This window comes from Campylobacter sp. RKI_CA19_01122 (assembly GCF_025771325.1).
Classification (GTDB): domain Bacteria; phylum Campylobacterota; class Campylobacteria; order Campylobacterales; family Campylobacteraceae; genus Campylobacter_D; species Campylobacter_D lari_D.
In genome coordinates this window covers 1-23,091 of the sequence record NZ_JAKMPZ010000010.1, presented here as the reverse complement: position 1 = coordinate 23,091, position 23,091 = coordinate 1, and the positions used below count along the sequence as shown (strand labels likewise).

Sequence of the window (23,091 nt, the reverse complement as noted above, 5' to 3'; positions counted from 1 at the left end):
AATTGTTTTTTATAATATAATTATTTTAAAATTCATCATAATAATATAAGGTTATAAAGCTATGAAATTTAAAAATGTTAATTTTTACTTGTTACCTTTTGTAATGTTTGGCTGTAGTGCCACAGTTGATCCACATATTAATATGAAACCACCTACTTATGTAGAAGAACTAGCTCCTAAGCAAAATCATAATACTCAAAGCAATCCTGGATCGCTGTTTGGTAAAGGAGATAACCCTTTATTTTCTGATAAAAAAGCAATGAATGTAAATGACTTGGTAACCGTAGTCATTAGAGAAAATGCTACACAAAATTCACAAGGCTCTAAATCTACAAGCAAAAACAACAATGTAAATTTAGGTGGTGGACAAATAACTACAGGTGCCGGACTTAGCAAAGTTAGAGATTTTGTTAATGACTATACAAATATAGGCTATACCACAGCAAGTACTTCACAATATCAAGGCACAGGAAGCCAAACTAGAAGTGAAAATTTCCAAACTACAATTTCTGCTAGAGTAATTAAGGTTTTATCTAATGGAAATTATTTTATAGAAGGAAGTCGTGAGCTTTTAATCAATGGAGAAAAACAAATCATTCAACTAAGCGGGGTTATAAGACCTTATGATATTTCTCAAGATAATATGATAGATAGTAAATATATAGCTGATGCAAAAATTCTTTATAAAACTGAAGGCGATATAGACAAATCTACACGCAAGCCTTGGGGGACAAAATTTATGGAGACCATTTGGCCTTTTTAATAAGCTAAATGGTTTTACATAAAACTTGGTGCATCATTGGAAAATAAAATCAAATCCCCATTTTGAGTTAATCTTGATAAAGTTTGCACAAGTTGAGATTTTTCTTTCAATACATAAAAATCTAATGTGATATGTTTTTGTAAAATCACGCTATTAGTCTCTGAAGTAATAATCACAAAATCAAAACATTCATTAATAATTTTACATAATTTTATATTTTCTTCTTCATTAACTTCAACTATACCAGGAGTTACTAAAACTCTTCTTCCTTGATAGCTTTTACAAAGCTCATAGCTTTGACTCATACCCTTAAAATTTCCATTAAAGCCATCATCTATGATAAATTTAGGCTCTTTAGAAATCACTTGCAAGCGATGTTCTACTGCCTTTAAATTCAATACGCTTTTTGTAATATTTTCTATTTTAATTCCTAAATAATGTGCAAGCAAAATACACACACTAATATTATAAGCATTAAAAGCACCTAGTAAATTTGCATGAAAGTCATAAATATTATCATCTAATCTTATTTTAAAATCCAATCCTTCCAAACTTGCCCTAACATCACTTAAATACTCATCATAAAATTCATTTTCATATAAGGTGCTTGAGTGTAAAAAGTATTTTTCTAAACGCTTGGATTTTAAAGCTTGCAACTTAGCTTTGCGGATATTATCTTGAGTTTTAAAATATTCCAAATGCGCCAAACCAATCTCACCTACTATGCAAATTTGAGGATTTAAAAACTCTGTAATTTCTAAAATATCATTTTGCTCTCTTGCGCCAGCTTCTACGATATAAATTTCAGTATTATTTTCCAAATTTTCATTGATATCTTTTACTATACCCATAAAAGTATTAACACTTCTTGGAGTCTTATAGCACTTAAACTCATCTTTTAAAAGTTCGTATAAAAAATTTTTTATACTTGTTTTTCCAAAACTTGCAGTTATTAGAATAATTTTTAAATTTGGATTATCACAAATCTTTTTACTTGCTTTTTTTATAAAACTTTTCTGATTAATTTTTTCCACAAAAAAGCTTAATAAAAATGTAACTACTAAAGCTTCTAAACCGATCCAAAAAAATGGTATAAAAATCAAGCTAAAAAGTAACAAAAATAAAAAATAACGCTTAATCCTAGCAGTAAAAACTAGCTTTTTATCTAAATTTTTATATAAATATCCACCATATAGTAAAGATAGAGCAAAAACTATAAAATATAAATAAAAATTTCCACTATACAAAGAAAATACAAAAGCAAAATAAGGAATTATTAAAAAATACAAATGCCATAAGGGTTTGGAAAAGTGTAAAAATATGCGTGAAAATTTATAAGAGTACCATTGTAAGGCTAAAATCAGATAAAATCCAAGTAAAAAATTCAAACTTAAAAAAGCTATCATACTAATCATTTTTTAAAAATTCCTCATGTATTTTTTCATTTATAAAATCAGCATGTTTTAAAAAGAAAAAATGATCCCCATCTAATGCAAAAAATTTCCCTTTTTGTGCTAAAGAATGGATAATTGCTCCGCTTTTTAAAGGTGTAGCCTTATCTTCATTACCCCAAAAAATCAAAATAGGATTTTTAAGCTTTTGAAATTCATTTTCTAAATTTTCATTAACAACCTTTTTAAAGGTTTCATACATCACTTCATTCATGCCTTGAGCGTCTTTACTAATAAAAAATTTCCTCCAAAAATCCCCATAAGGGAGATTTTTTAAAATTTTAAACAAGGTTATTTTAAACTTCACTTTAAAACTTTTTGGTAAAACCACGCCTGCACTAGAAAGCAAAATCAAACCTTGAAAATTAGCATTTTGGCACATAATAGTCGCAACTTTTCCGCCAAAAGAATGCCCCATTAAATAATCTGTTTTTTGCTCTATCGTAGTTAAAAAGTCTTCTACAACCTTTGCATAAGCATAAGAATCCATAGGTGCATCTATACTTGAATTTCCAAAACCAGGTAAATCTAAATAAATTTGCTTAAAATCACTCAAAAGCTTTTCAAAAGCTTGTTTCATAAGCTCTTTATTAGCACCCCAACCATGTAAAATAAGAATTGTTTTTTCACATTTTGGATTGATGATTTCATAACTTAAATTATAAAAATACCCATTAGAATATACTCTAGTTTTTGCCATTTCTAGCCTTTTTTATCTTTGTAAATCTTTTCTAAAAGCATCACAGCTTCATTTAAACGCTCATATTCTTCAAAGTTCAAAAGTACAGCTTCAAATTTATTGTTTTTCACAATCACTACTCTACCGTTTTCGCTCTTTTTTGTTTTTTCAAGCATAGTGCTGAAATTTCTTACCACTTCAGTTGCAGTATAAATTTCATCTTTGCTAAAAGTAGCCATGGTTATAGCTTACCTTTTTGTCCATTAATGCTGTGAATAAAAGCATAATCAATCTTAATTTGCTTTTCAAATTCTATATTTTTAGCTAGACTATTAATTACATTAGTAAAATCTTCAAATAAATAATTTGCTAAAGATCCTGGATTTGGATTGATCTCATTTAAATAAACCTCATCATCTATCACAAAAAAATCACAGCGAATCAAAGCTCCTTTAAATAAAGGATTATAAATTCTAGTAAAATTATCCCTTAATTTTTGTTTTAATTCTTCACTAATATTTGCTTCACTTACTTTAGAGCTTTCTGAAAAACCTAAATATTTTTGTTCAAAATCTAAAATTTCATTTTTTCTAGGCTCTTCAATAATAGAAAATTCCATTTTTTCATCTATCATACAACCTGCTAAGTTATATTCTTTAATATTACTTACAAATTGTTCTACCACAATATCCTCATCAAATTCAAAAGCAACATCTTTGGCATACTTAAGCTCGCTTTCATCTTTAACTATGCTTATACCTATACTACTACCTAATCTTGCAGGCTTTAAAATACAAGGAAAATCCAAAGATACATTTTGCTCTTTATGCAAATTTAAAACCTTATAATCAAGTGTTTTCACCCCTACGCTTTGTGCATAAAGTTTAGTTAAAACCTTATTAAAAGATAAAACACTAGCTTCTATGCGTGGGCCTATGTATTTTATACCATAAAAATCAAGCAAAGCAGCTATTTTACCATCTTCACCATCTTTTCCATGTATGATATTTATCGCTATATCAATGTCAAGTTTTTTCTCACCTAACATAGTTTTTATAAAAAACCCACCCTGCTTTAATACCAAAGCTTTTTCTTTTTTATAAGCACCGCTGCTAAAAGTTTTTGCATTCATTTTTTCTTCATCTATAAGAAAAAATTCCTTATTTTTATCACAAAATATAAATTTTTTTTGTGCTTTGAGTACTTTTTTTAATACCACAGCACTTACAATGCTAATTTCATGCTCATAAGAATTTGCGCCAAAAATTACACCATATATCATTATATTTTTCCTTTTATTATGCTAATTTTTTCAAAGCCTCTTTAATAAGCTCACTAGTATTTTTACTCTCACAAGTTCTTAAAACCTTTAAAATATTTTCTTGTTTAAAACCAAGTGAAAGTAAAGCTGCCAAAGCTTGTGCTTGGTCTTGATTAGAATTTTCTATATTGATTTTTGTATCACTTAACTCAGCTATAATTCTTTTTGCACTCTTTGGACCAATACCAGGAACTTTTTTAAATACACTCTCATCGCCACTTTGCAAAGCTGCATAAAAAGTATTAGTATCTAAGCTTGAGCAAAGTGCCATAGCAGTAGTTGCTCCTATACCACTAATTTTGATTAATAATTCAAACATTCTTTGCTCATTTATATCTAAAAATCCATACAATTTATGAGAGTCTTCTTTGATAATTTGAGTGATTAAAAACTCAACCTTTTGATCTTTTTCAAAATTACTTGAGCAAAAAAGCGAAACAAAAACACCATAACTTACCCCACTTGAAGTTTTCAAAACTACAAAAGTAGGTTCTTTTTTACTCACTATTCCTTCAATTGCCACTATCATTTAGTTTCTTCCTTGTAATTGCTAATAGCACGAATTTCAAAAACTTCCATCTCATTTTCTGTATCAATTTTTTGAAGCTCAAAACATTGAATTTTTTCTTCATCATGAGGATAATAGCTTAATTCTTTTCTAGGATTTAACAAAATGAATTTAATTTCATTTAAATCCATCCATTTTCCACTTTTATTAATAATCTTAGATTTTAAAAGTTTTTCTTGAATTTTTTTAAGCTTTTCTATATTTGCTTTTTCTTCTTCTTTTAAAGATTCTATTTTATTGGCAAAAATACTTAGATTTTCAATCTTTTGATTAAAATCTTTAATAGTAGCTTTATAAGCTTGCGGTATAGCTCTTTTTGCACTCATTAATTCTTTTACTTTTTGCTGTAAAATTCGTATGGAGTCTTTACTTATATTGATTGTGTGTTTAGTCTCTTCTATTTCTTTAGCTAAATTTTCTTGTTCTTTTTTTAATCCATCAACATGTATTAGTATCTCTTCTCCGCTTTTTTCTTCTCCAAAAGCTTTAAGATCTTGAATTATAAATTTATTTCCACTGCCTTGAATTTTTTCAACATGGATTAAACTTTTAGCACTACATAAGCAATTTCCGCCGAGTTCTTGTATGTAAATTTCATCAGCAATAATCTCTCCACCCATAGCCTTTTTAATATTTACTTTTTTAGCCTTGATAGAGCCATTTTCCAAAGTTTCAGCAAAAACCTCCTCAGCCTCACAATATCCTCTTAAGATATTAACCTCAACCTTTTGTCCTATGATAGTGCTTTTATGATGCATATTGCCTTTAAGAATTATTTTTTTACCTCTTAAAACAGAATCTTGAGCCATATTACCAGTAACTTCTAATTCCTGAGCCTCAACAGTAATTCTAGGACCTATTGCATCTTCTAGAGTGTTTGTATTTTTAATCACAATAATAACTTGCTTATCAAAACCCGCCCAAATAGAACCTGTACTTTTAAAATCAACCTTACTAAATTCTAAATAATTTTCTATCTCATAAATGGATTTTCTTTGTATAACAAAACCATCTTTTTTAGCAATATATTTTATACTCTCATCATCTTCTTTAACTTCAAATTTATCAGAACAAATAACTTTTTCTTTGTTTATTTTTGGTGGAAGTGCTTTTAAAATTTTAAATCTTAAATCCTTGCCATCACTACCCTCTTTTGGCTTAATTCTCTCAATAGCCACCTCATCTTTTCCTATAGGCGCTACATAGTTTCTATTCATCACATCATTATACTTTTTTAGATTTTCTAAATAATGATATTTTATTTCTTCATTTGTAGGCTCTTGCGGATTAATTCCTTTACATACTTCAAATTCAACTTCAAAATCAAATTTTTGCTTTTCTTTAACTTTAGTATTAAAATCAATAATTTGCTTTTTAAAATCAAAAATTCTAAATCCAAGCAAATATTTTTCTTTTATCATCGCTTTATAAATAGCTTCTAAAAGCTCTAGAGCTAATTTATCATGAAAAGCAATAGTTTCACTAGCTCTAACGCTGGCTTTTAATAAAGTACAAAGCTCGTTAGTATGTAAACTAACTTCAAAAGTTGAAATGCGTGCAAATTTTTTAAAATAAATTTCTATTTTATATTCTTGTTCTATATTTAATTCATGATTTAAAAATTTCTCATCTTCTTCAAAAATTTTCAACTCTTTTTCATTAACTTTTATCCATTCTTGATTATCATAAGTATAAGAAGTACTAAAACTTAACAACCTAAAATCAAGTTCATCAACTTCACATTTATTTTCAGAAGCAAATATTAAAAGCTCTCTATAAGGGTCTTTAGTGTATAAAATTTTCTTTTCTTCCATAGCTTAAGCTTCCTTATTATATATAAAATTTTGATTTTAGCAAAAATAAAATCAAAATTTAGTTAAAATTAGCTCTATTAAAAATTTTATAATACTCAAACTAATGTTTAAAGAATGAAAATTAATGAGAAAAAATATTGTTTTTAAAAATTTCATCATCAATGCCTTAGGAATTTTATTTTCTAGGATTATGGGCGTTTTAAGAGATATTGTTTTAGCTTTGTATTTAGGAGCTGGAATTTATAGCGATATTTTCTTTGTGGCTTTAAAAATGCCTGCTTTTTTTAGAAGAATTTTTGCAGAAGGGGCCTTTGGACAAGCTTTTTTACCAAGTTTTTTAAAAGCAAGTAAAAAAGGTGCTTTTTGTATAAATGTTTTATTGCAATTTAGTATTATAGTGTTTTTAACCTGTATTTTAGTGAGTTTTTTTGCTGAATTTTTTACAAAGATTTTTGCTTTTGGCTTTAATAAAGAAACAATTATCTTCGCTGCGCCTTTGGTTTCTATTAATTTTTGGTATTTGTTTTTTATTTTTTTGGTAACTTTTTTAGGCTCTTTATTAAATTATAAACAAAATTTTTTCATCACTTCTTTTTCTGCTTCATTTTTTAATCTTTTTGTTGTGATTGCAGGTTTTTTTGTCAATCAAGATGAGCCTTTAGAGGCCTTGTATTATTTTTCATATGCGACTGTCTTAAGTGGTTTAGCTCAACTTATATGGCATATTTTTGCTTTAAAAAATACTAGAATTTTAAAAAGCATGTATTTAAGCATAAAACTTAAAAAAACAAAGACCAATTTAGATAAATTTCATTCTACTTTTACCCATGGACTTTTAGGCTCTTCGGCAAATCAAATTAGTTCATTATTAGATACTACTATAGCTAGTTTTTTAATGGCTGGAAGTATTTCGTATTTGTATTATTCTAACAGAGTTTTTCAGCTTCCTTTAGCTCTTTTTGCAATCGCTCTAAGTCAAGTAAGCTTTCCAAAAATACTAAGACATTTAAAAGCAAATGAAGAACAAAAAGCCTTAGCTTTTATGCAAAAAGCTTTTGAATATTTAAGTGTGCTTTTGATTTTAGCTAGTATAGTTGGGATTATCTTAGCTAAAGAAATTGTGGAGTTTTTATTTCAAAGAGGAAATTTTAATCAAGAAGATACAAAAATCACTGCATTTTTATTACAAGCTTATCTTTTAGGACTTTTACCTTTTGGTTTGCAAAAACTTTTCTCTTTGTGGCTTTATGCTAAATTTAAACAAAAAATAGCCGCTATAATAGCCTTTAAAACACTTTTTATTTCAGCATTTTTTAGTATAGTGATTATTTTACTTATCAAAGAAGAAGCCTATAAGAGCTTAGGCGTTGCATTAGCTTCATCTATTAGTGCTTTTTATTTATTATATGCTAATATTAAAGAATTTGGCTTTAAAAATCTTTGGGGTATTTTTAGGGTTAAATTTTGGCTTATTAGTATAGTATTTTTAAGTTTATCTGCTCTAGGCTTATTTGAAATTAAAGATATTTTAATACAATTTTTAATTGGAATTTATCATTTTTTTAAAGGTTTATTTTAATGGTTTTTTTTGATAGTGTTTTAAAGAAAAAATGCGAATTTATCCCAAATGAGGCAAAAAAAGCAAACATTTATCTATGCGGACCTACTGTATATGATGATGCACATTTAGGACATGCAAGAAGTAGTGTTTGTTTTGATTTTTTAAGAAGAGTTTTACTAGCAAGTGATTATGAAGTGATTTTTGCTAGAAATTACACTGATATTGATGATAAAATTTTAAAAAAAATGCAAGAAAGTGGTAAAAGTTTAGAAGAAATTACAAATTTTTATATTAAAAGATATGAAGAAGATATGCAAGCGCTTAATATCTTAGAACCTGATTTTAAACTAAAGGCTACAGCTTATATTGAGCAAATGATTATATATATAGAAAAACTTTCGGAATTAAACCTAGCTTATAAACTTGAAGATGGAATTTATTTTGATACCAGCAAAGATGATAAATACTTTTATATCTCTAAAAGAAATTTAGAAGATAATCAATCACGCCTAGAAGAAAGCGTGGCTAAAAAAAATGATAGCGATTTTGTTTTATGGAAATTTGATGAAAAATTTTATCCTGCAAGTTTTGGCAAAGGAAGACCAGGCTGGCACACAGAATGCGTTGTGATGATAGAAAGTATTTTTAAAGATAAACTTGATATTCATGCAGGAGGCATAGATTTACTTTTTCCTCATCATGAAAATGAAGCTTGTCAGTGTCGTTGTAAAAACAATCATGAGCTGGCTAATTTTTGGCTGCATAATGGCTTTGTGCAAATTAATGGTGAAAAAATGAGCAAAAGCTTGGGAAATAGCTTTTTTCTAAAAGATTCTTTAAAGCTTTTTAGTGGAGAGGTTTTGAGATTTTATCTTTTAAGTGTGCATTATAGAGCGCATTTTAACTATGCTTTGGAAGACTTACAAGCTGCTAAAAAAAGGCTTGATAAATTTTACCGTTTAAAAAAACGCTTAAATTTAAATGCTTTTATAGATGAAAAAACTACCATAGAAAGTGAAGTAGCTAAAAATATCTTAGAAGTTTTAAATGATGATTTAAATGCCTCTAAAGCCTTGGCTTTACTTGATGAGTTTATCAATGAAAGTAATATTTACTTAGATCAAAACCTAAAAGACAAAGCTTATAAAATACAATTAGAAAAAACCTTAAAAGAACTCGCTTTTATTTTTGGTATAGGTTTTATGGATACTATAAAATATTTTCAATTTGGCATTAGTGAAGAAAAATGTCAGGAAATAGAAGAAAAAATCACTCTACGCAACAAGGCAAAGCAAGAAAAAAACTATGCCTTAGCAGATCAAATTCGTGATGATTTAGCTAAAGAGAATATTCTTTTAATGGATACACCAAATGGTGTGGTATGGGAGAAAAATGGATAAAAATTACAAAGAAATGAAGCTTAAAGAGGTTTTTACTCGCTTTAAGCCTTATTATAAAGATTATTGGTTTTATTTTGTTTTAGCTATTATTGGCATGCTTTTAACTAGTGGTGGAACAGCAGCTAGTGCATATATCATAGAGCCTATTTTAAATAAAATTTTTATAGAAAAAAATGTTGATTTGCTTTATTATATGCCTTTGCTTGTTGTTTTAATTTATGCTTTAAAAAATCTTGGTGCTTATATGCAAGTTTATTATATATCTTATGTTGGGACAGATATTTTAAGAAGATTAAGAGAATTAGTTCTTGGCAATCTTTTGCGCTTAGATATGAGCTTTTTTCATAAATACAGAAGTGGAGAATTAATCAGCAGATGTACTTCTGATATTGGAGCTTTACAAAATATAGTTTCTACTATAATACCTGAAATTTTAAGAGAAAGTTTAACCGCGATTGGACTTTTAAGTGTGGTAATTTATCAAAGTCCAAAACTTGCTTTTTTTGCTTTAGTTATTTTACCTTTAGCAATTTACCCTCTTGCTATTTTTGCTAAAAAAATCAAAAAAATAGGACGCAATACTCAAGAAAAAAATTCTGATCTTACTTCAAGATTAAGTGAAATCTTTTCTAATATAGAACTTATTAAAGCTTCTAATGCAGGTAAAAATGAAATGCAAAAATTCAGCCAAACTAATAGCGAAGTTTGCAAACTTTCCTTAAAAGGCATTAGAATTGAAGCTTTAAGTAGCCCTTTAATGGAATCTATGGGTTCAATTGGCTTTGCAATAGTAATTATAATAGGTGGTAAAGAAGTAATTGATGGAAGTTTAAGCATAGGTTCTTTTTTTAGCTTTACTACAGCTTTATTTATGGCTTATACTCCTATTAAAAGACTTTCTTCACTTTATACAAGATTGCAAAGTGCAGTAGCAGCTAGTGAGAGAACTTTTTATTTAACTGATTTAGAACCACAAATTAAAGGTGGCGATGAAAAACTTACAGAAAATATCCAAAATATTCATTTTAAAAATGTCTCTTTAAGCTATCAAAAAGATAAAATGGTATTAAAAGATGTAAATTTTTCTTTTGATAAAGGAGAAATTCTAGCCTTAGTTGGATCAAGTGGTGGAGGAAAATCTTCTATTATCAATCTTTTGATGTATTTTTTTGAAAAAGATAGTGGTGAGATTTTAATCAATCAAAAAGACATTAGCTCTTTTGATATTATTAGTTTAAGAGAAAATATTTCTTTGGTAACTCAAAATATTTATATATTTAATGACACTATAGCTCAAAATATTGCTTATGCTAAAGAATATAACGAAACACGCGTGATAGAGGTTTTAAAACAAGCTAATGCTTATGATTTTGTTCAAGAGCTTGGTGGCATACATACTGAATTAAAAGAGCATGGAAAAAATCTCTCAGGTGGACAAAAACAACGCATTGCCATAGCAAGGGCTTTATATAAAAATCCTCAAATTTTAATTTTTGATGAAGCAACTTCAGCACTTGATAATGAAAGTGAAAAAGCCATAGTAAGAACTATAGAAAGCTTAAAAAAAGATCGCTTAATACTCATCATCGCTCATAGGCTTAGCACTATAGAAAATGCTGACAAAATTGCTGTGCTTGATAAAGGAAAAATAGCTTCTATAGGAAATGATGCTTATTTAATGCGACATTGTGAAATTTATCAAAAATTAAAACAAAAAGTACAAAAAACTGATAAAGTTAAAGAAAATGAAAACTAAGAATTATCATTTTTTTAGTAAAATATGCTATTTTGTAAAAAAAGGAAAAATATGACTTATGAAAGTTTAAAACCTTTAATATATAAATTAGATCCAGAAAATGCCCATGCTTTAGCTGAATTTAGTATGCGAACGCTAGATTGTATATTTCCTGGAGGGCTTAGTTTTTTTGCAAAAGATTGTATAATAAATGATGAAATTTTAAATCAAGAAATTTTTAATTTAAATTTTTACAATCCTGTGGGCTTAGCAGGTGGCTTTGATAAAAATGCAACTATGATAAGACCGCTAAGTGCTTTAGGTTTTGGCTTTTTAGAATATGGAACTTTCACCCCAAAACCTCAAAATGGCAACGAAAAACCTAGACTTTTTAGACTTGTTGAACAAGAAAGTATTCAAAATGCTATGGGTTTTAATAATAAAGGTAAAGATGCTATCGCAAAAGAAGTAAAAAAAGTCTATCCTTTTAGCATACCTTTAGTAGCAAATATAGGCAAAAATAAAATCACTCCAAATGAAGAAGCTATTAATGATTATATTATTTTATTAAAAGAATTTAAAGATTTGTGCGATTTGTTTGTGATTAATATATCCTCTCCAAATACCAAAAATTTAAGAGATTTACAAAGTGAGGAATTTGTAAACACCCTATTTAATCAAGCAAAAGAAATCACAAAAAAACCTGTGATTTTAAAAATTGCTCCAGATATGAGTATAGATAGTGCAATTTCACTTTGCAAAAGTGCTATTAGTGCAAAAGCTGATGGTATTATCATGGCAAATACTAGTATAGATTATTCTTTAATTGATAATACAAGAACCTTTGGTGGAATTAGTGGTAGATTAATCACTCAAAAAAGTGCGACATTTTTTAAAGAAGTAGCTAAAGAAATTTATCAAGATACTATTTTAATAGCAAGCGGTGGTATAGATAGTGCTGAACTTGCTTATGAACGCATTAAAAATGGGGCTAGTTTGGTTCAAATTTATACAGCTATGATTTTCAAAGGACCAAGCATTGTTAAAAATATCAATCAAGGATTAATTGAACTTTTAAAACAAGATGGTTTTAATCATATTAGTCAAGCTATAGGAGTTAATTTTAAATGATTAATTATAAAAAAATCACCCTTGAAAATGAACTTGAAATTTACACTTTACCTGTAAATAAAAAAAGCGGGGTTATAAGTGTAGATATTTTTTATAAAGTTGGCTCAAGAAATGAAAAAATGGGAAAAAGCGGCATAGCTCACATGCTTGAACATTTAAATTTTAAAAGTACAAAAAATTTAAAAGCAGGCGAATTTGATGAGATAGTCAAGGGTTTTGGTGGAGTGGATAATGCAAGTACTGGTTTTGACTATACGCATTATTTTATAAAATGCTCTAGTGAAAATTTAGACAAATCTTTGTGGCTTTTTGCTGAATTAATGCGTAATTTAAATTTAAAAGATGATGAGTTTCAGCCTGAAAGAAATGTAGTTTTAGAAGAAAGGCGTTGGAGAACTGATAATAATCCTTTAGGATATTTATATTTTAGATTATACAATCATGCCTTTTTACACCATCCATATCATTGGACTCCAATAGGCTTTTTTAAAGATATACAAAATTGGAAAATAGAAGATATACAAGATTTTCATCAAACTTTTTATCAACCCAAAAATGCTATTTTGCTTGTGAGTGGCGATATTAATGAAGATGAAGTTTTCAATCTTGCTAAAAAACATTTTCAAGATATAAAAAACACCAAAGAAATCCCTATAGTTCATGAAAAAGAACCTGAACAAGATGGTACTAAACGCGTGATCTTACACAAAGAAAGCGATACGCAATTACTAGCACTTGCATACAAAATTCCTGCATTTAATCATGAAGATATGCCAAAACTTTGCGCATTAAGTGAGCTTTTAGGAAATGGAAAAAGTTCTTTAATAAGTGAAATTTTAATTGATAAATTAGAACTAATCAATGAATTTTATGCCTATGCAAGTGAAAATATAGATGAGAATTTATTTATATTTATTTGTGTTTGTAATGAAGGTATAAAAGCAGAAGATGTTGAAAAAGAGCTTTTGAAAATTCTTGAAGATGTAAAAAATGCCAAATTTGATGATGCTATCATGGAAAAAATCAAAAATACCGTAAAAAGCGATTTTATTTTTTCACTAAGCAATGCAAGTAGCGTTGCAAATATTTATGGATCTTATCTTGCAAAGGGTGATTTAAAACCTTTGCTTGATTATGAAAAAAATATAGAAAATCTAAGCAAAGATGATTTAATTCATTGTGCTAGAAAATACTTCAATGAAGACAAATCTACAACAATAATCTTAAAAAGGGGCGAAAATGGACAATAACATCATCATAGGAGCAATGACAGCTTTAATAACTCCATTTAAAAATGGAAAATTAGATGAGCAAACTTACCATAAACTCATCAAAAGACAAATCGCAAATGGAATTGATGTAGTAGTGCCTGTTGGAACAACCGGAGAAAGTGCCACCTTAACCCATGAAGAACATAGAATTTGTATAGAAATAGCACTAGATGCATGCAAAGGAAGTTCTTGTAAGGTTTTAGCAGGAGCAGGAAGCAATGCCACACATGAAGCTGTAAGTTTGGCTAAGTTTGCACAAGAGCATGGAGCTGATGGAATTTTAAGCGTTACTCCATATTATAACAAACCCACACAAGAAGGTTTATATCTTCATTATAAAGAAATAGCAAAAAGTATAGATATACCTGTACTTTTATATAATGTCCCAGGAAGAACAGGGTGTGAGCTTCAAACAGAAACTATTATAAGATTATTTAGAGATTGTGAAAATATTTACGGAGTAAAAGAAGCTAGTGGAAGCATTGATAAGTGCGTTGATTTGCTAGCACATGAACCTAGAATGATACTTTTAAGCGGGGAAGATGCGATTAATTATCCTATACTTTCAAATGGCGGTAAGGGTGTGATTTCAGTTACTTCAAATTTACTTCCTGATATGATTTCAAAATTAACTCATCTAGCTTTAAAAGAAAAATACATTGAAGCTAAAAAAATCAATGATGAGTTATATAATATTAATAAAATTTTATTTTGTGAAAGCAATCCTATACCTATTAAAGCGGCAATGTATATAGCAGGTTTAACCCCTACTTTAGAATATCGTTTGCCACTTTGCAAACCTAGTGATTGCAATTTAACAAAAATAGAAGCGATTATGAAAAACTATAATATAAAAGGATTTTAATGGATACTTTTTTTCAAAATAAAACTTTAGTAATTAGCGGTGGAACAAGAGGGATTGGTAAAGCTATTGTATATGAGTTTGCAAAAGCAGGGGCTAATGTAGCTTTTACTTATAATTCTAATGCAGATTTAGCTCAAGAAATTGTGAAAGATTTAGAAAATAATTATAAAATCAAAGCAAAAGCTTATGAATTTAATATACTTGAACCGGAAACATATAAAGAGTTGTTTGAAAAAATCGATCAAGATTTTGATAGAATAGATTTTTTCATCTCTAATGCTATCATTTCAGGTCGTGCTGTTGTAGGTGGATATACTAAATTTATGAAATTAAAGCCAAAAGGTATTAATAATATTTTCACAGCAACCGTAAATGCTTTTGTTGTTGGAGCACAAGAAGCGGCAAAAAGAATGGAAAAAGTTGGTGGGGGTAGTATATTATCTATTTCTTCAACAGGAAATTTAGTTCATATTGAAAATTATGCTGGCCATGGTACAGCTAAAGCAGCGGTTGAAGCTATGGCAAGATATGCTGCAACCGAGCTTGGTTCTAAAAATATCCGTGTAAATGTAGTTAGCGGTGGACCAATTGATACTGACGCGCTTAAAGCATTTACAAATTATGAAGAGGTAAAAAATGCAACTATCAATCTTAGTCCGCTAAACCGCATTGGACAGCCACAAGATCTAGCTGGCGCATGTTTATTTTTATGCTCTGATAAGGCAAATTGGATCACAGGCCATACTTTGATCGTAGATGGTGGTACCACCTTTAAGTAATATTACCTTAAGGGTGCTTTACAAAGGATTTTAAAAGTATGAATTTACCCAATATCTTAGCTTTTATAAGGATATTATTAGCTCCACTTTTGTTTTTTTTACTTATTAATGATTTTGAAAATATCCATCCTAGTTGGGTAAATTATTTTGCTTGTGTTATTTTTAGCATAGCTGCTTTAACTGATTTTTTCGATGGCTATATTGCAAGAACTTGGAATCAAACTACTAAACTTGGAGCTATTATAGATCCTTTAGCAGATAAAATGCTTATTCTAGCTGCATTTTTAGGGTTATTACTTACACAAAAAGCTGATCCATGGATGGTTTACATTATCTTAGTAAGAGAATTTTTCATCACCGGCTTTAGAGTGGTTATGGTAAGTGAAAAATTTGATGTAAGTGCTTCTTTTGCAGGTAAAATAAAAACAACTTTTCAAATGATAGCTATTATATTTTTAATCATGCAATGGCCTTTTGCCAATACATTGTTATTTATTGCTTTAGTGCTTACACTTTATTCAGCTTTTGAATACATACTAGCTTATGTAAAACATTTAAAAAAGGTATAAATTGAAATCATGTTTATTTTTATTTATTATCTTAGCTATTGGCTTTAAATTTTATTCTTTTAGTTTTTTAATAACACTTTTAGTGATATCTTTTTTAATTTTTTTTCACGAATTAGGACATTTTTTAGCTGCAAAACATATGAGAGTTGATGTAGAAATTTTTAGTATAGGTTTTGGAAAAGCTATTTTTAAAAAAACTTACAAAAATACAGAATATCGCTTATCCGCCCTACCATTTGGTGGTTATGTTAAACTTAAAGGACAAGATGATTTAAATCCTAGTGAAAAAAATTATGAGCCAAATAGCTATAACACTTTAAGTCCTTTAGCTAGAATTTATATACTTTTTGCGGGACCATTTTTTAACTTTTTTCTAGCATTTTTACTTTATATAGCCATAGGTTTTTTAGGTGTGCAAAAACTTGCACCTGTTATTGGCAATATAGCACCAAACTCAGCTGCACAAAAAGCAAATTTACAAATTGGTGATAAAATCCTAGCTATAGATGGAGTTCAAATTCAAAGTTTTGAAGAAATTGGCAAACTTGTTCACGCAAAACCAACCCTACTTAACATAGAACGCGATAATAAATTTATCAATATCACTTTAACACCGCAAATTGACCAAGGCTATAATGAGTTTTATCAAAAAGTTCAAAAACCTCTTATTGGTATAGCACCTAAGGGTGAGTTTGTTACTATTTATCACTCAGGAATTAGTAGTTTAAAATATGCTTATGAAGAAAGCATAAATGCTTCTTTGCTTATTTTTAAAGGTCTTACTAAAATCATCAGCGGGGAATTAGATGCTAAAAATATGGGTGGAATCATCACTATGGTGGATATAACCTCCAAAGCAGCAAATACTAGTATAGTAGTTTTATTTTTAATCACAGCTTTAATTTCCATCAATCTTGGAGTACTAAATTTACTTCCGATACCAGCACTAGATGGAGGACATATACTTTTTAATCTTTATGAATTAATTTTTAAAAAAGAAGTACCAAAAGTATGTTTTGAATATCTTAGTTATTTTGGTATGGCTTTGCTTTTAAGCTTAATGGTATTTGTAACTTACAATGACATTACTCGTTTTATGAGCAATTAATAAGTCCTAGTAGCAAAATCATAGCGATTAAACTCGGCTATACTATTTTTACGATAAAAGCTATTATAAAATTGCTTACTTAAACTTTGCTCATAATTTAGTCTAAACTTAACCCACATTGCCGTTTGATCTTTTGCACTTGTTTTTTCATCTTGATAATTAAGCGATAAATCCAAAATAGAAATTGGAGAATAAGTAATGTTATACTGATTTTGTGTTTCTTTCATGTTAGAATTTACATTTAAAACATTTAAATAAGGTAAATCAAATATAACCCCAAACTCTGTACTATCATCACTATTATTTTCTTTTATATCATAATGATTAGCATATGCTTTAAAATATTGACTAAATTGCAATTCAGCGCCAAAACTATTTTTTGCATAAGCTTGTTTATATTGATCATTAAAATAATTAAAACCCAAATTGATTTCATCAAATTCATAACGATTAATAATTCCCAAAGAATAAGCTTGCTCTAACTGCCCTATTCTTGCTTGTTTTTCTAAAAGTAAAGTAGCATTATCATAATCTAAAATTGAGTTGATATTTTTAATATTTACATTTAAAGCGTTATAATCTAAACTAGCTTCTGTTTTGTCCTTTGAGCTTAAATTTAAAACCTGCGCTAAAGAATTACTAGCAAAAGTACCAAAATCAACATTTTGAGCTTGATACTCTTGCGGTTTTTGAAAAAATACTTGTTTGGAAATTGCATTTGTTTTTTGTTCTTTAGTTATATTAACATCACCCTCACTTAAGCTTTCTTCTAAATTAGAAGCAAGCACATTTAAACATATACAACTTAAAAAAATGTATTTTTTCATTTAACCTCTTATTAAATATGTTTTTTATGCTCTATTTCGCTTATCATTTTTTCATTTATATCTTGAATTTGCTTAATATGTGCATAAATTTTTCTTTCCTCTTTGACTATTTGATTGTTTCTTATACAATCAAATAATTTTTCTATATAAGAATTTAAATTTTGATTTAAAACATAAATATTACTTGTAGAATCAAATTTGGCTAAATTTTTATCTTCTATATCTTCTATTTTGGAATTAATCACACAAGAGCAAGCTAAATATGTTTTTAAACAACACTCTAAATAAAGCAATATTTTATTAGTATCAACACTTGTCTTAGAAATCTCATCTAATAAAATTTTAGCTTTCTCATCAACACCGGTAAACACCTCTTGGAATTCTTCTAAACTTGAGTTAGATTTTTTAGCAACTTTATAAGCTTCATTAGTTATATTTTTAATATTACTCATTTGCTCTATTGATACTTTAATCATCACAGAAATTTCTTTGGCGGCCTCTTGAGTTTTTTCAGCTAAATGTCTTACCTCATCTGCAACTACCGCAAAACCTCTACCATGCTCTCCTGCACGCGCTGCCTCAATAGCTGCATTTAATGCTAAAAGATTTGTTTGCTCTGTAATATCTTCTATAATAGATATAAAAGAAGAAACATTATTAATTTGCTGTGAAAAAGTATCCATTAAAGTATGAATTTGAGTGATATTTTCACCTAAATTTTGCAAATCGACTGAAATTAATTCTGCATTTTTGGCACTTTTTGAAGAATGAGTAGAAATATCATTTGCCTGCTCATATATATCATGCATAGTGCTTGCATTATCATTTAATTTCACATTAATCAAAGCTAATTCTTTTTGCAAAGAATCTGACATATCCTTAGAAACATTTTCAACGACAATACTTCTTATGGATAAATTTTGAGTTTTTTCTATTTCTAAAGTAGCTTCATTAATAATTTTAGCATTATATGCAAAAGTACCCATTAAGCCTTCTAATCTTGCTTTTCTATAAAATCTTTGTTCTTTTACAGCTAAAATAGCATTAAGAATTTCTCTATTAAAAGCCTCCATTTGATCAGCTAAATCATTCACAACCCAACTTAATTTTCCTACTCCAGATTTTGGAACAGCTATATGAGTAATTCTTGCTTCCAAATTTCCTTTTGTAAGCTCATTTAAAACTTGAGTAATCCTTAAAACTTCCTTATTTCTATAATAAGCACTAGCAAGTCCAAATAACACCACTAAAGTTCCAATCACACAAAAAATAAAACCAAAAATATTATTTTCTACTATTTCCAAGATTGCCATCAAACAAAATAAAAATAAAGCAAAATAATTTACAGATTGATTGATATTATATTGATAAAACCAATTCTTCATAACTCATCCCTTTTGTATTTAAATAATCATCAAGTTTCTTCCTTGATGCACCTTTTCCACCTTTTTGCTCTTCAATCAAAAGCTCTTTGTATAATTTTTCTATTTTTTCAACTGCTTCTTTTTTGGGTTTTAAACGCATAGAATAATACCCAACAACTTCTCCTTTGGAATCAAACGAAGGACTGACAAAAGCCAAAACCCAATAAAATGATCCATCTTTTGATAGATTCTTAACATAAGCTATAATCTCTTTTTTGCTCTTAAGTCTTTCCCAAAGTAATTCAAAAACAACTTTTGGCATATCCGGATGACGCACTATGTTATGAGGTTTTCCCAATAATTCTTCCTCACTATAGCCCGAAAGAGAAATAAAGATTCTATTGCAATATATGATTTTTCCTGTAGTATCTGTTTTGGAAATAATCATTTGTCCGTCATTGAAAAATTTTTGATTATTATTTGGCAAAATTTTTCTTTTCATATACCCTCCTTAAAATATTAATTTTAATATACCAATATATAAAATTAATAAATCAAGGATTAAATAAGTCCTTTTTTAAGCTTTCTAATTAAGAATCTTGCAGGATGTAAGGCATGTAAAAATTCTTTTTTTATTCTTGGCTCATCAAAAATCAATGAGCTCATCACTCTAGCACAAACAATAGCACTAGCAAAAGCTCTAGATCCATGAGCAATAGAAAAATACAAAGGAATAAAATCATTTGGTATGACTTGATTTTTATTTTTATGCCATAAAAGTGCTTTATAATTTTGCATATAAAAATTTTCATCATAGGCTTGACCTACTATGGCAAATCTATCACTAGAATATGATCTAAATCCTACTTTACCGCCCATTATCTCTAAATTTTCATCATGTAAAAACTCTTTTACATTTTCAATATTTTGCAAATCATCATTTTTTAAAAGCGTTGTATCTTGATTAAGCCTATCATAACTTGCGCCAATAAGTTGTAAATTAAGCTCCTCATTAATAGGACAAATATATCCTTTAGAAGATAAGGCATGCGGGTTTTTTAAAAATGGTTTTAAATGAGTACATTGACCTCTTACACTACTTAATTTCATATATTTATACTCTAAAAAATTCTTAACATCAGCACCTTGAGCATAGATTAACACATCATAATCTTTTAAAATTTTTTGATTATTAAAATTTAAAAAAAACTTTTCATTTTTATAAGAATAATCTTTAAATTCATACTCAAAAAATACCCTAGCCTTGCTTTTTTGCAAAAGTGTCTTCACAAGCTCTTGAGGTTTTATACAAAATCCATCTTTTAAAAAGGCTTGATTGTTAATAATTTCAAATAAAACATTATCTTTTTGACTATCAAAACGCTCTTGCATAAGCTCATTATGAGCAAATTCATAAACCCCTTGTGGAATTAAATTTAAAATTTGTCTATAAAATCTACTTGCTTCTAAAAAAGCATATTGTGAAAACTCGCCCAATAAAACATCGGGTTTTAAAATCAAAGAGCTTAAAATTCCATTGATATTTCCAGAAGCGCCTTTTCCTAATGAATTTTCTTTTTCAAAAACATCTACTTGAACATTTCTTAAAGAAAGCTCATAAGCCATGCTTGCTCCGGCTATACCTGCTCCGATAATAGCTATTTTTTGAATCTCTTTTTTTAAAGATGGGGTATTAAAATATGCAAATTTATCTTCAAATTCTAAACCATTAAAAATGGCTTGTATCATTTCTCTTTTTCTAAAACCTTTTATCTTTTGCACTTGAAAATTGTTGTTAATTAAAGCCTTTTTGAAAACACTAGCAGAAGAAAAAGTTAAAACCTTAGCATTTATTTTTGAGTTTTTAGCAACATCGTTTATAATATTATCATCAAACATATCTTGATTTTTAGAAGGTGAAAAACCATCTAAATACCAAATATTTGCCTTAAAGTCTAAATTTTGTAGATTTTCTTTAGCATCACCAAACACCAAATCTAAAAAACAATCTTGAAAATAAAACCTATAAACTCCATCCTTGCATGGAGGATAAAAATTTAAAAATTGCTCTAAAACTTCTTTAAATTCCTCATAAAAACCAAGTTTTTTATAAATTTCTCTTAATTTATCTTTTTCTATATAAAAATTTTCAAAGCTAAGATAAAAAAGTCTTTGATTATGTTTTTTTTCTTTTAAAAAACGCTTTAATGTAAGAAAGAAATTTAAGCCTATACCAAAACCAAGTTCTGCTACAATAGTTTGTTTGTTTTCAAAGTCAAAAGCATTTGTATATATAAATTTGCTTTCACTTAAACCATCACTAGAATTAAAATAATAATCATCAAAATCCAAAGAAAAAGGCGCATTATTTTTTATAATAATATTTGCTTTTTTCATTGATTCTTATAAAAATAACTTTCAATTCCATTGGCAATACCAATGGCTAATAATTCTTGGAAATTTTTATTTGTCAATCTATTTCTTTCACTAGGATGGCTAATATAACCTGTTTCAATCAAAATCGCTGGCATTTGTGCTCCTACTAAAACCCAAAACGGAGCCTCTCTAACCCCACCATCAACAACTTTATATTTTTTTCTTACATTGCTCAAAATTTTTTTCTGCACATCGATAGCTAATTTATTTGAAGCAACTATTTTTTCACGATTTAAAAAATTTAAAAATGTTTGCTTGGAAAAATAATTCATTTCTTCAAAATCTGATTGATTTTCTGCTTCAGCAGCTTTTTTACTTCTTTCGCTTCTTGCAGGAGATAAAAAGAAAGTTTCAATTCCTTGTAAAGTCTTAGCTCTTTGTTTATTTGGTGCTGCATTTGCATGGATAGAAATAAACAAATCTGCCATTTTCTCATTAGCCATGGAAGTTCTATCTCTAAGGTTTATAAATTTATCAGTACTTCTTGTGTAATAAATTTTATATCCTCTTTTTTTTAGCTCATTTCCAAGTTTTAAAGCCACACTTAAAACTACATCCTTTTCTCTAACACCCTTATCTCCTAAAGTTCCTGGATCCTTACCTCCATGACCTGGGTCAATTACTATAATTTTGCCTGATTTTTTGATAGTAGCTTTTGCTGCTTTTGAAGTATTTTTTACTGGCGTTTTTTTAATCTTTTTCTCAAATCCTACAAATAGCTCATCATCATCCAAATCAAGACTAGTCTTAAAATCACTAGTAGAATTTAAAACAATTCTTACTGTAGTTTTATTAAACTGCACTATTGTGATAGATTGATTTTTATTAATATCAATTTTTTTTCTATCGCCTTCTAGAATGGCTTCAAAACTCACAATAGAACGATACATTTTACCATCTTTAAAAGAGTTGATTTTAATATCTTCAATATCAATATCATTGTTTAATTTTAAATTAACACCACTTTTATCTTTACTTGATTTTAAAATATATAAAGGTTCATTTCTAACAACTTCTTTTTTAACTTCTGTTTTTTTAATCTCGCTTTGTTTTTTAACTATAGGTTTAGGTTCTTCTTTTTTTTCTATTTTTTCAAGTCCCATAAAAAGACTTTGATCTTTAAGCTCTATTTTTACTTTTAACTCTTTTTTAGAACTCAAAACTAAACGCATGCTAGTTGGATTAAATTGTGATACAATAATATCAAAATCTTTAAATTCAAGATTTCTCTTTGGCCCTTTTAAAATTCCATCAAAATCTGCAACATAACGAAAATTATCACCTTTTAAAGTAAAATTTTTTATATCTTTTTGGCTAATTTTTTCACTCAAATCAAGCAAAATACCATTATCTAATTTTTTAACATCAAGAATAAAAAGCTCTTTTTGTGCCGAAGTTTTTTTATCTTCTTTTTTATCTTCTTTTTTATCTTCTTTTTTATCTTCTTTT

General features: G+C 28.2%; 21 protein-coding genes. 10 read left to right on the top strand and 11 right to left on the bottom strand.

Translation table 11 applies throughout. From position 1 onward, the window contains the following. The first annotated feature begins 61 nt into the window (after window positions 1-61). A complete protein-coding gene (gene flgH, locus L8U37_RS06420) occupies window positions 62-763 on the top strand; it encodes a flagellar basal body L-ring protein FlgH (RefSeq protein WP_133319229.1) in 702 nt (233 codons plus the stop codon). A gap of 14 nt (window positions 764-777) precedes the next feature. On the opposite strand, the gene L8U37_RS06415 is transcribed toward flgH, so the two are convergent. The 6 genes from L8U37_RS06415 to L8U37_RS06390 are packed head-to-tail and all read right to left on the bottom strand — an operon-like array spanning window position 778 to window position 6,596. Beyond that, the gene (locus tag L8U37_RS06415) at window positions 778-2,178 is read right to left on the bottom strand and encodes a Mur ligase family protein (protein WP_263728851.1); all 1,401 of its coding nucleotides are present in this window, start codon (window positions 2,176-2,178) and stop codon (window positions 778-780) included. Further along, window positions 2,171-2,914, bottom strand: coding sequence for an alpha/beta fold hydrolase (locus L8U37_RS06410; RefSeq protein ID WP_263728850.1), 744 nt, complete (start codon window positions 2,912-2,914; stop codon window positions 2,171-2,173). Before L8U37_RS06410 ends, L8U37_RS06415 begins: the two co-directional genes overlap by 8 nt. Before the next feature lie 2 nt (window positions 2,915-2,916). Further along, complete coding sequence (locus tag L8U37_RS06405) at window positions 2,917-3,132, bottom strand: type II toxin-antitoxin system Phd/YefM family antitoxin (protein ID WP_087699049.1); 216 nt, start codon at window positions 3,130-3,132, stop codon at window positions 2,917-2,919. Window positions 3,133-3,134: 2 nt separating this feature from the next. Beyond that, a complete protein-coding gene (locus L8U37_RS06400; protein ID WP_263728849.1) occupies window positions 3,135-4,175 on the bottom strand; it encodes a D-alanine--D-alanine ligase in 1,041 nt (346 codons plus the stop codon). Between the two features lie 16 nt (window positions 4,176-4,191). Further along, window positions 4,192-4,743, bottom strand: coding sequence for a Holliday junction branch migration protein RuvA (ruvA, locus tag L8U37_RS06395; protein ID WP_263728848.1), 552 nt, complete (start codon window positions 4,741-4,743; stop codon window positions 4,192-4,194). Beyond that, entirely contained in the window at window positions 4,740-6,596 is a 1,857-nt protein-coding gene (locus tag L8U37_RS06390) for a FapA family protein (protein WP_263728847.1), read from the bottom strand. Before L8U37_RS06390 ends, ruvA begins: the two co-directional genes overlap by 4 nt. A 124-nt stretch (window positions 6,597-6,720) precedes the next feature. Here L8U37_RS06390 and murJ point away from each other — a divergent pair, with 124 nt between their 5' ends. Genes murJ through rseP form a run of 9 tightly spaced genes read left to right on the top strand, consistent with a single transcriptional unit; the run spans window position 6,721 to window position 17,015 of the window. Then, window positions 6,721-8,175, top strand: a complete 1,455-nt coding sequence (murJ, locus tag L8U37_RS06385) for a murein biosynthesis integral membrane protein MurJ (protein ID WP_263728846.1) — start codon at window positions 6,721-6,723, stop codon at window positions 8,173-8,175. Next, window positions 8,175-9,557 carry a cysteine--tRNA ligase gene (gene cysS / locus L8U37_RS06380; protein ID WP_263728845.1) on the top strand — a complete coding sequence of 461 codons (1,383 nt, stop codon included), beginning with the start codon at window positions 8,175-8,177 and terminating at the stop codon, window positions 9,555-9,557. The genes murJ and cysS overlap by 1 nt, the downstream gene beginning before the upstream one ends. Beyond that, window positions 9,550-11,313, top strand: a complete 1,764-nt coding sequence (locus tag L8U37_RS06375) for an ABC transporter ATP-binding protein (protein ID WP_263728870.1) — start codon at window positions 9,550-9,552, stop codon at window positions 11,311-11,313. The genes cysS and L8U37_RS06375 overlap by 8 nt, the downstream gene beginning before the upstream one ends. A gap of 51 nt (window positions 11,314-11,364) precedes the next feature. Continuing rightward, window positions 11,365-12,423: a quinone-dependent dihydroorotate dehydrogenase gene (locus L8U37_RS06370; protein WP_133319237.1), complete on the top strand. Its 1,059-nt coding sequence runs from the start codon at window positions 11,365-11,367 to the stop codon at window positions 12,421-12,423. Then, window positions 12,420-13,673 carry a M16 family metallopeptidase gene (locus L8U37_RS06365; protein ID WP_263728844.1) on the top strand — a complete coding sequence of 418 codons (1,254 nt, stop codon included), beginning with the start codon at window positions 12,420-12,422 and terminating at the stop codon, window positions 13,671-13,673. The genes L8U37_RS06370 and L8U37_RS06365 overlap by 4 nt, the downstream gene beginning before the upstream one ends. Beyond that, entirely contained in the window at window positions 13,663-14,559 is an 897-nt protein-coding gene (gene dapA, locus L8U37_RS06360; protein ID WP_133319239.1) for a 4-hydroxy-tetrahydrodipicolinate synthase, read from the top strand. The genes L8U37_RS06365 and dapA overlap by 11 nt, the downstream gene beginning before the upstream one ends. After that, window positions 14,559-15,338 (top strand): enoyl-ACP reductase, encoded by a 780-nt coding sequence (locus L8U37_RS06355; protein WP_087689753.1) that lies wholly within the window; start codon window positions 14,559-14,561, stop codon window positions 15,336-15,338. The genes dapA and L8U37_RS06355 overlap by 1 nt, the downstream gene beginning before the upstream one ends. Window positions 15,339-15,376: 38 nt before the next feature. Further along, entirely contained in the window at window positions 15,377-15,907 is a 531-nt protein-coding gene (gene pgsA, locus L8U37_RS06350; RefSeq protein ID WP_263673177.1) for a CDP-diacylglycerol--glycerol-3-phosphate 3-phosphatidyltransferase, read from the top strand. A 1-nt stretch (window position 15,908) separates the two neighbouring features. Continuing rightward, on the top strand, window positions 15,909-17,015 hold the full coding sequence (rseP, locus tag L8U37_RS06345; protein ID WP_263728843.1) for an RIP metalloprotease RseP: 1,107 nt from the start codon (window positions 15,909-15,911) through the stop codon (window positions 17,013-17,015). Here rseP and L8U37_RS06340 read toward each other — a convergent pair. The 5 genes from L8U37_RS06340 to L8U37_RS06320 form a co-directional block, all read right to left on the bottom strand. Beyond that, window positions 17,012-17,842, bottom strand: coding sequence for a hypothetical protein (locus L8U37_RS06340; protein ID WP_220566632.1), 831 nt, complete (start codon window positions 17,840-17,842; stop codon window positions 17,012-17,014). The genes rseP and L8U37_RS06340 overlap by 4 nt on opposite strands. A gap of 11 nt (window positions 17,843-17,853) precedes the next feature. Continuing rightward, on the bottom strand, window positions 17,854-18,651 hold the full coding sequence (locus tag L8U37_RS08245) for a methyl-accepting chemotaxis protein (RefSeq protein ID WP_259443340.1): 798 nt from the start codon (window positions 18,649-18,651) through the stop codon (window positions 17,854-17,856). 550 nt (window positions 18,652-19,201) lie between these two features. Then, window positions 19,202-19,708, bottom strand: coding sequence for a PAS domain-containing protein (locus L8U37_RS06330; RefSeq protein ID WP_220566630.1), 507 nt, complete (start codon window positions 19,706-19,708; stop codon window positions 19,202-19,204). A 59-nt stretch (window positions 19,709-19,767) separates the two neighbouring features. Beyond that, window positions 19,768-21,603: a bifunctional tRNA (5-methylaminomethyl-2-thiouridine)(34)-methyltransferase MnmD/FAD-dependent 5-carboxymethylaminomethyl-2-thiouridine(34) oxidoreductase MnmC gene (mnmC, locus tag L8U37_RS06325; RefSeq protein WP_263728841.1), complete on the bottom strand. Its 1,836-nt coding sequence runs from the start codon at window positions 21,601-21,603 to the stop codon at window positions 19,768-19,770. Beyond that, window positions 21,600-23,091 (bottom strand): N-acetylmuramoyl-L-alanine amidase family protein (locus tag L8U37_RS06320; protein WP_263728840.1); only part of this gene is annotated, 1,492 nt, incomplete at its 5' end. The genes mnmC and L8U37_RS06320, both read right to left, overlap by 4 nt.

What these genes read in the sequence shown, in the direction of transcription:
- ruvA (WP_263728848.1), bottom strand. Translation starts at nt 4,743, where the DNA reads ATGATAGTGGCAATTGAAGGAATAGTGAGTAAAAAAGAACCTACTTTT.
- L8U37_RS06375 (WP_263728870.1), top strand. Translation starts at nt 9,550, where the DNA reads ATGGATAAAAATTACAAAGAAATGAAGCTTAAAGAGGTTTTTACTCGC.
- L8U37_RS06370 (WP_133319237.1), top strand. Translation starts at nt 11,365, where the DNA reads ATGACTTATGAAAGTTTAAAACCTTTAATATATAAATTAGATCCAGAA.
- L8U37_RS06355 (WP_087689753.1), top strand. Translation starts at nt 14,559, where the DNA reads ATGGATACTTTTTTTCAAAATAAAACTTTAGTAATTAGCGGTGGAACA.
- L8U37_RS06340 (WP_220566632.1), bottom strand. Translation starts at nt 17,842, where the DNA reads ATGAAAAAATACATTTTTTTAAGTTGTATATGTTTAAATGTGCTTGCT.
- L8U37_RS06330 (WP_220566630.1), bottom strand. Translation starts at nt 19,708, where the DNA reads ATGAAAAGAAAAATTTTGCCAAATAATAATCAAAAATTTTTCAATGAC.
- flgH (WP_133319229.1), top strand. Translation starts at nt 62, where the DNA reads ATGAAATTTAAAAATGTTAATTTTTACTTGTTACCTTTTGTAATGTTT.
- murJ (WP_263728846.1), top strand. Translation starts at nt 6,721, where the DNA reads ATGAGAAAAAATATTGTTTTTAAAAATTTCATCATCAATGCCTTAGGA.
- mnmC (WP_263728841.1), bottom strand. Translation starts at nt 21,603, where the DNA reads ATGAAAAAAGCAAATATTATTATAAAAAATAATGCGCCTTTTTCTTTG.
- L8U37_RS08245 (WP_259443340.1), bottom strand. Translation starts at nt 18,651, where the DNA reads ATGCATGATATATATGAGCAGGCAAATGATATTTCTACTCATTCTTCA.
- L8U37_RS06365 (WP_263728844.1), top strand. Translation starts at nt 12,420, where the DNA reads ATGATTAATTATAAAAAAATCACCCTTGAAAATGAACTTGAAATTTAC.
- L8U37_RS06415 (WP_263728851.1), bottom strand. Translation starts at nt 2,178, where the DNA reads ATGATTAGTATGATAGCTTTTTTAAGTTTGAATTTTTTACTTGGATTT.
- dapA (WP_133319239.1), top strand. Translation starts at nt 13,663, where the DNA reads ATGGACAATAACATCATCATAGGAGCAATGACAGCTTTAATAACTCCA.
- pgsA (WP_263673177.1), top strand. Translation starts at nt 15,377, where the DNA reads ATGAATTTACCCAATATCTTAGCTTTTATAAGGATATTATTAGCTCCA.
- cysS (WP_263728845.1), top strand. Translation starts at nt 8,175, where the DNA reads ATGGTTTTTTTTGATAGTGTTTTAAAGAAAAAATGCGAATTTATCCCA.
- L8U37_RS06405 (WP_087699049.1), bottom strand. Translation starts at nt 3,132, where the DNA reads ATGGCTACTTTTAGCAAAGATGAAATTTATACTGCAACTGAAGTGGTA.
- L8U37_RS06410 (WP_263728850.1), bottom strand. Translation starts at nt 2,914, where the DNA reads ATGGCAAAAACTAGAGTATATTCTAATGGGTATTTTTATAATTTAAGT.
- L8U37_RS06390 (WP_263728847.1), bottom strand. Translation starts at nt 6,596, where the DNA reads ATGGAAGAAAAGAAAATTTTATACACTAAAGACCCTTATAGAGAGCTT.
- L8U37_RS06400 (WP_263728849.1), bottom strand. Translation starts at nt 4,175, where the DNA reads ATGATATATGGTGTAATTTTTGGCGCAAATTCTTATGAGCATGAAATT.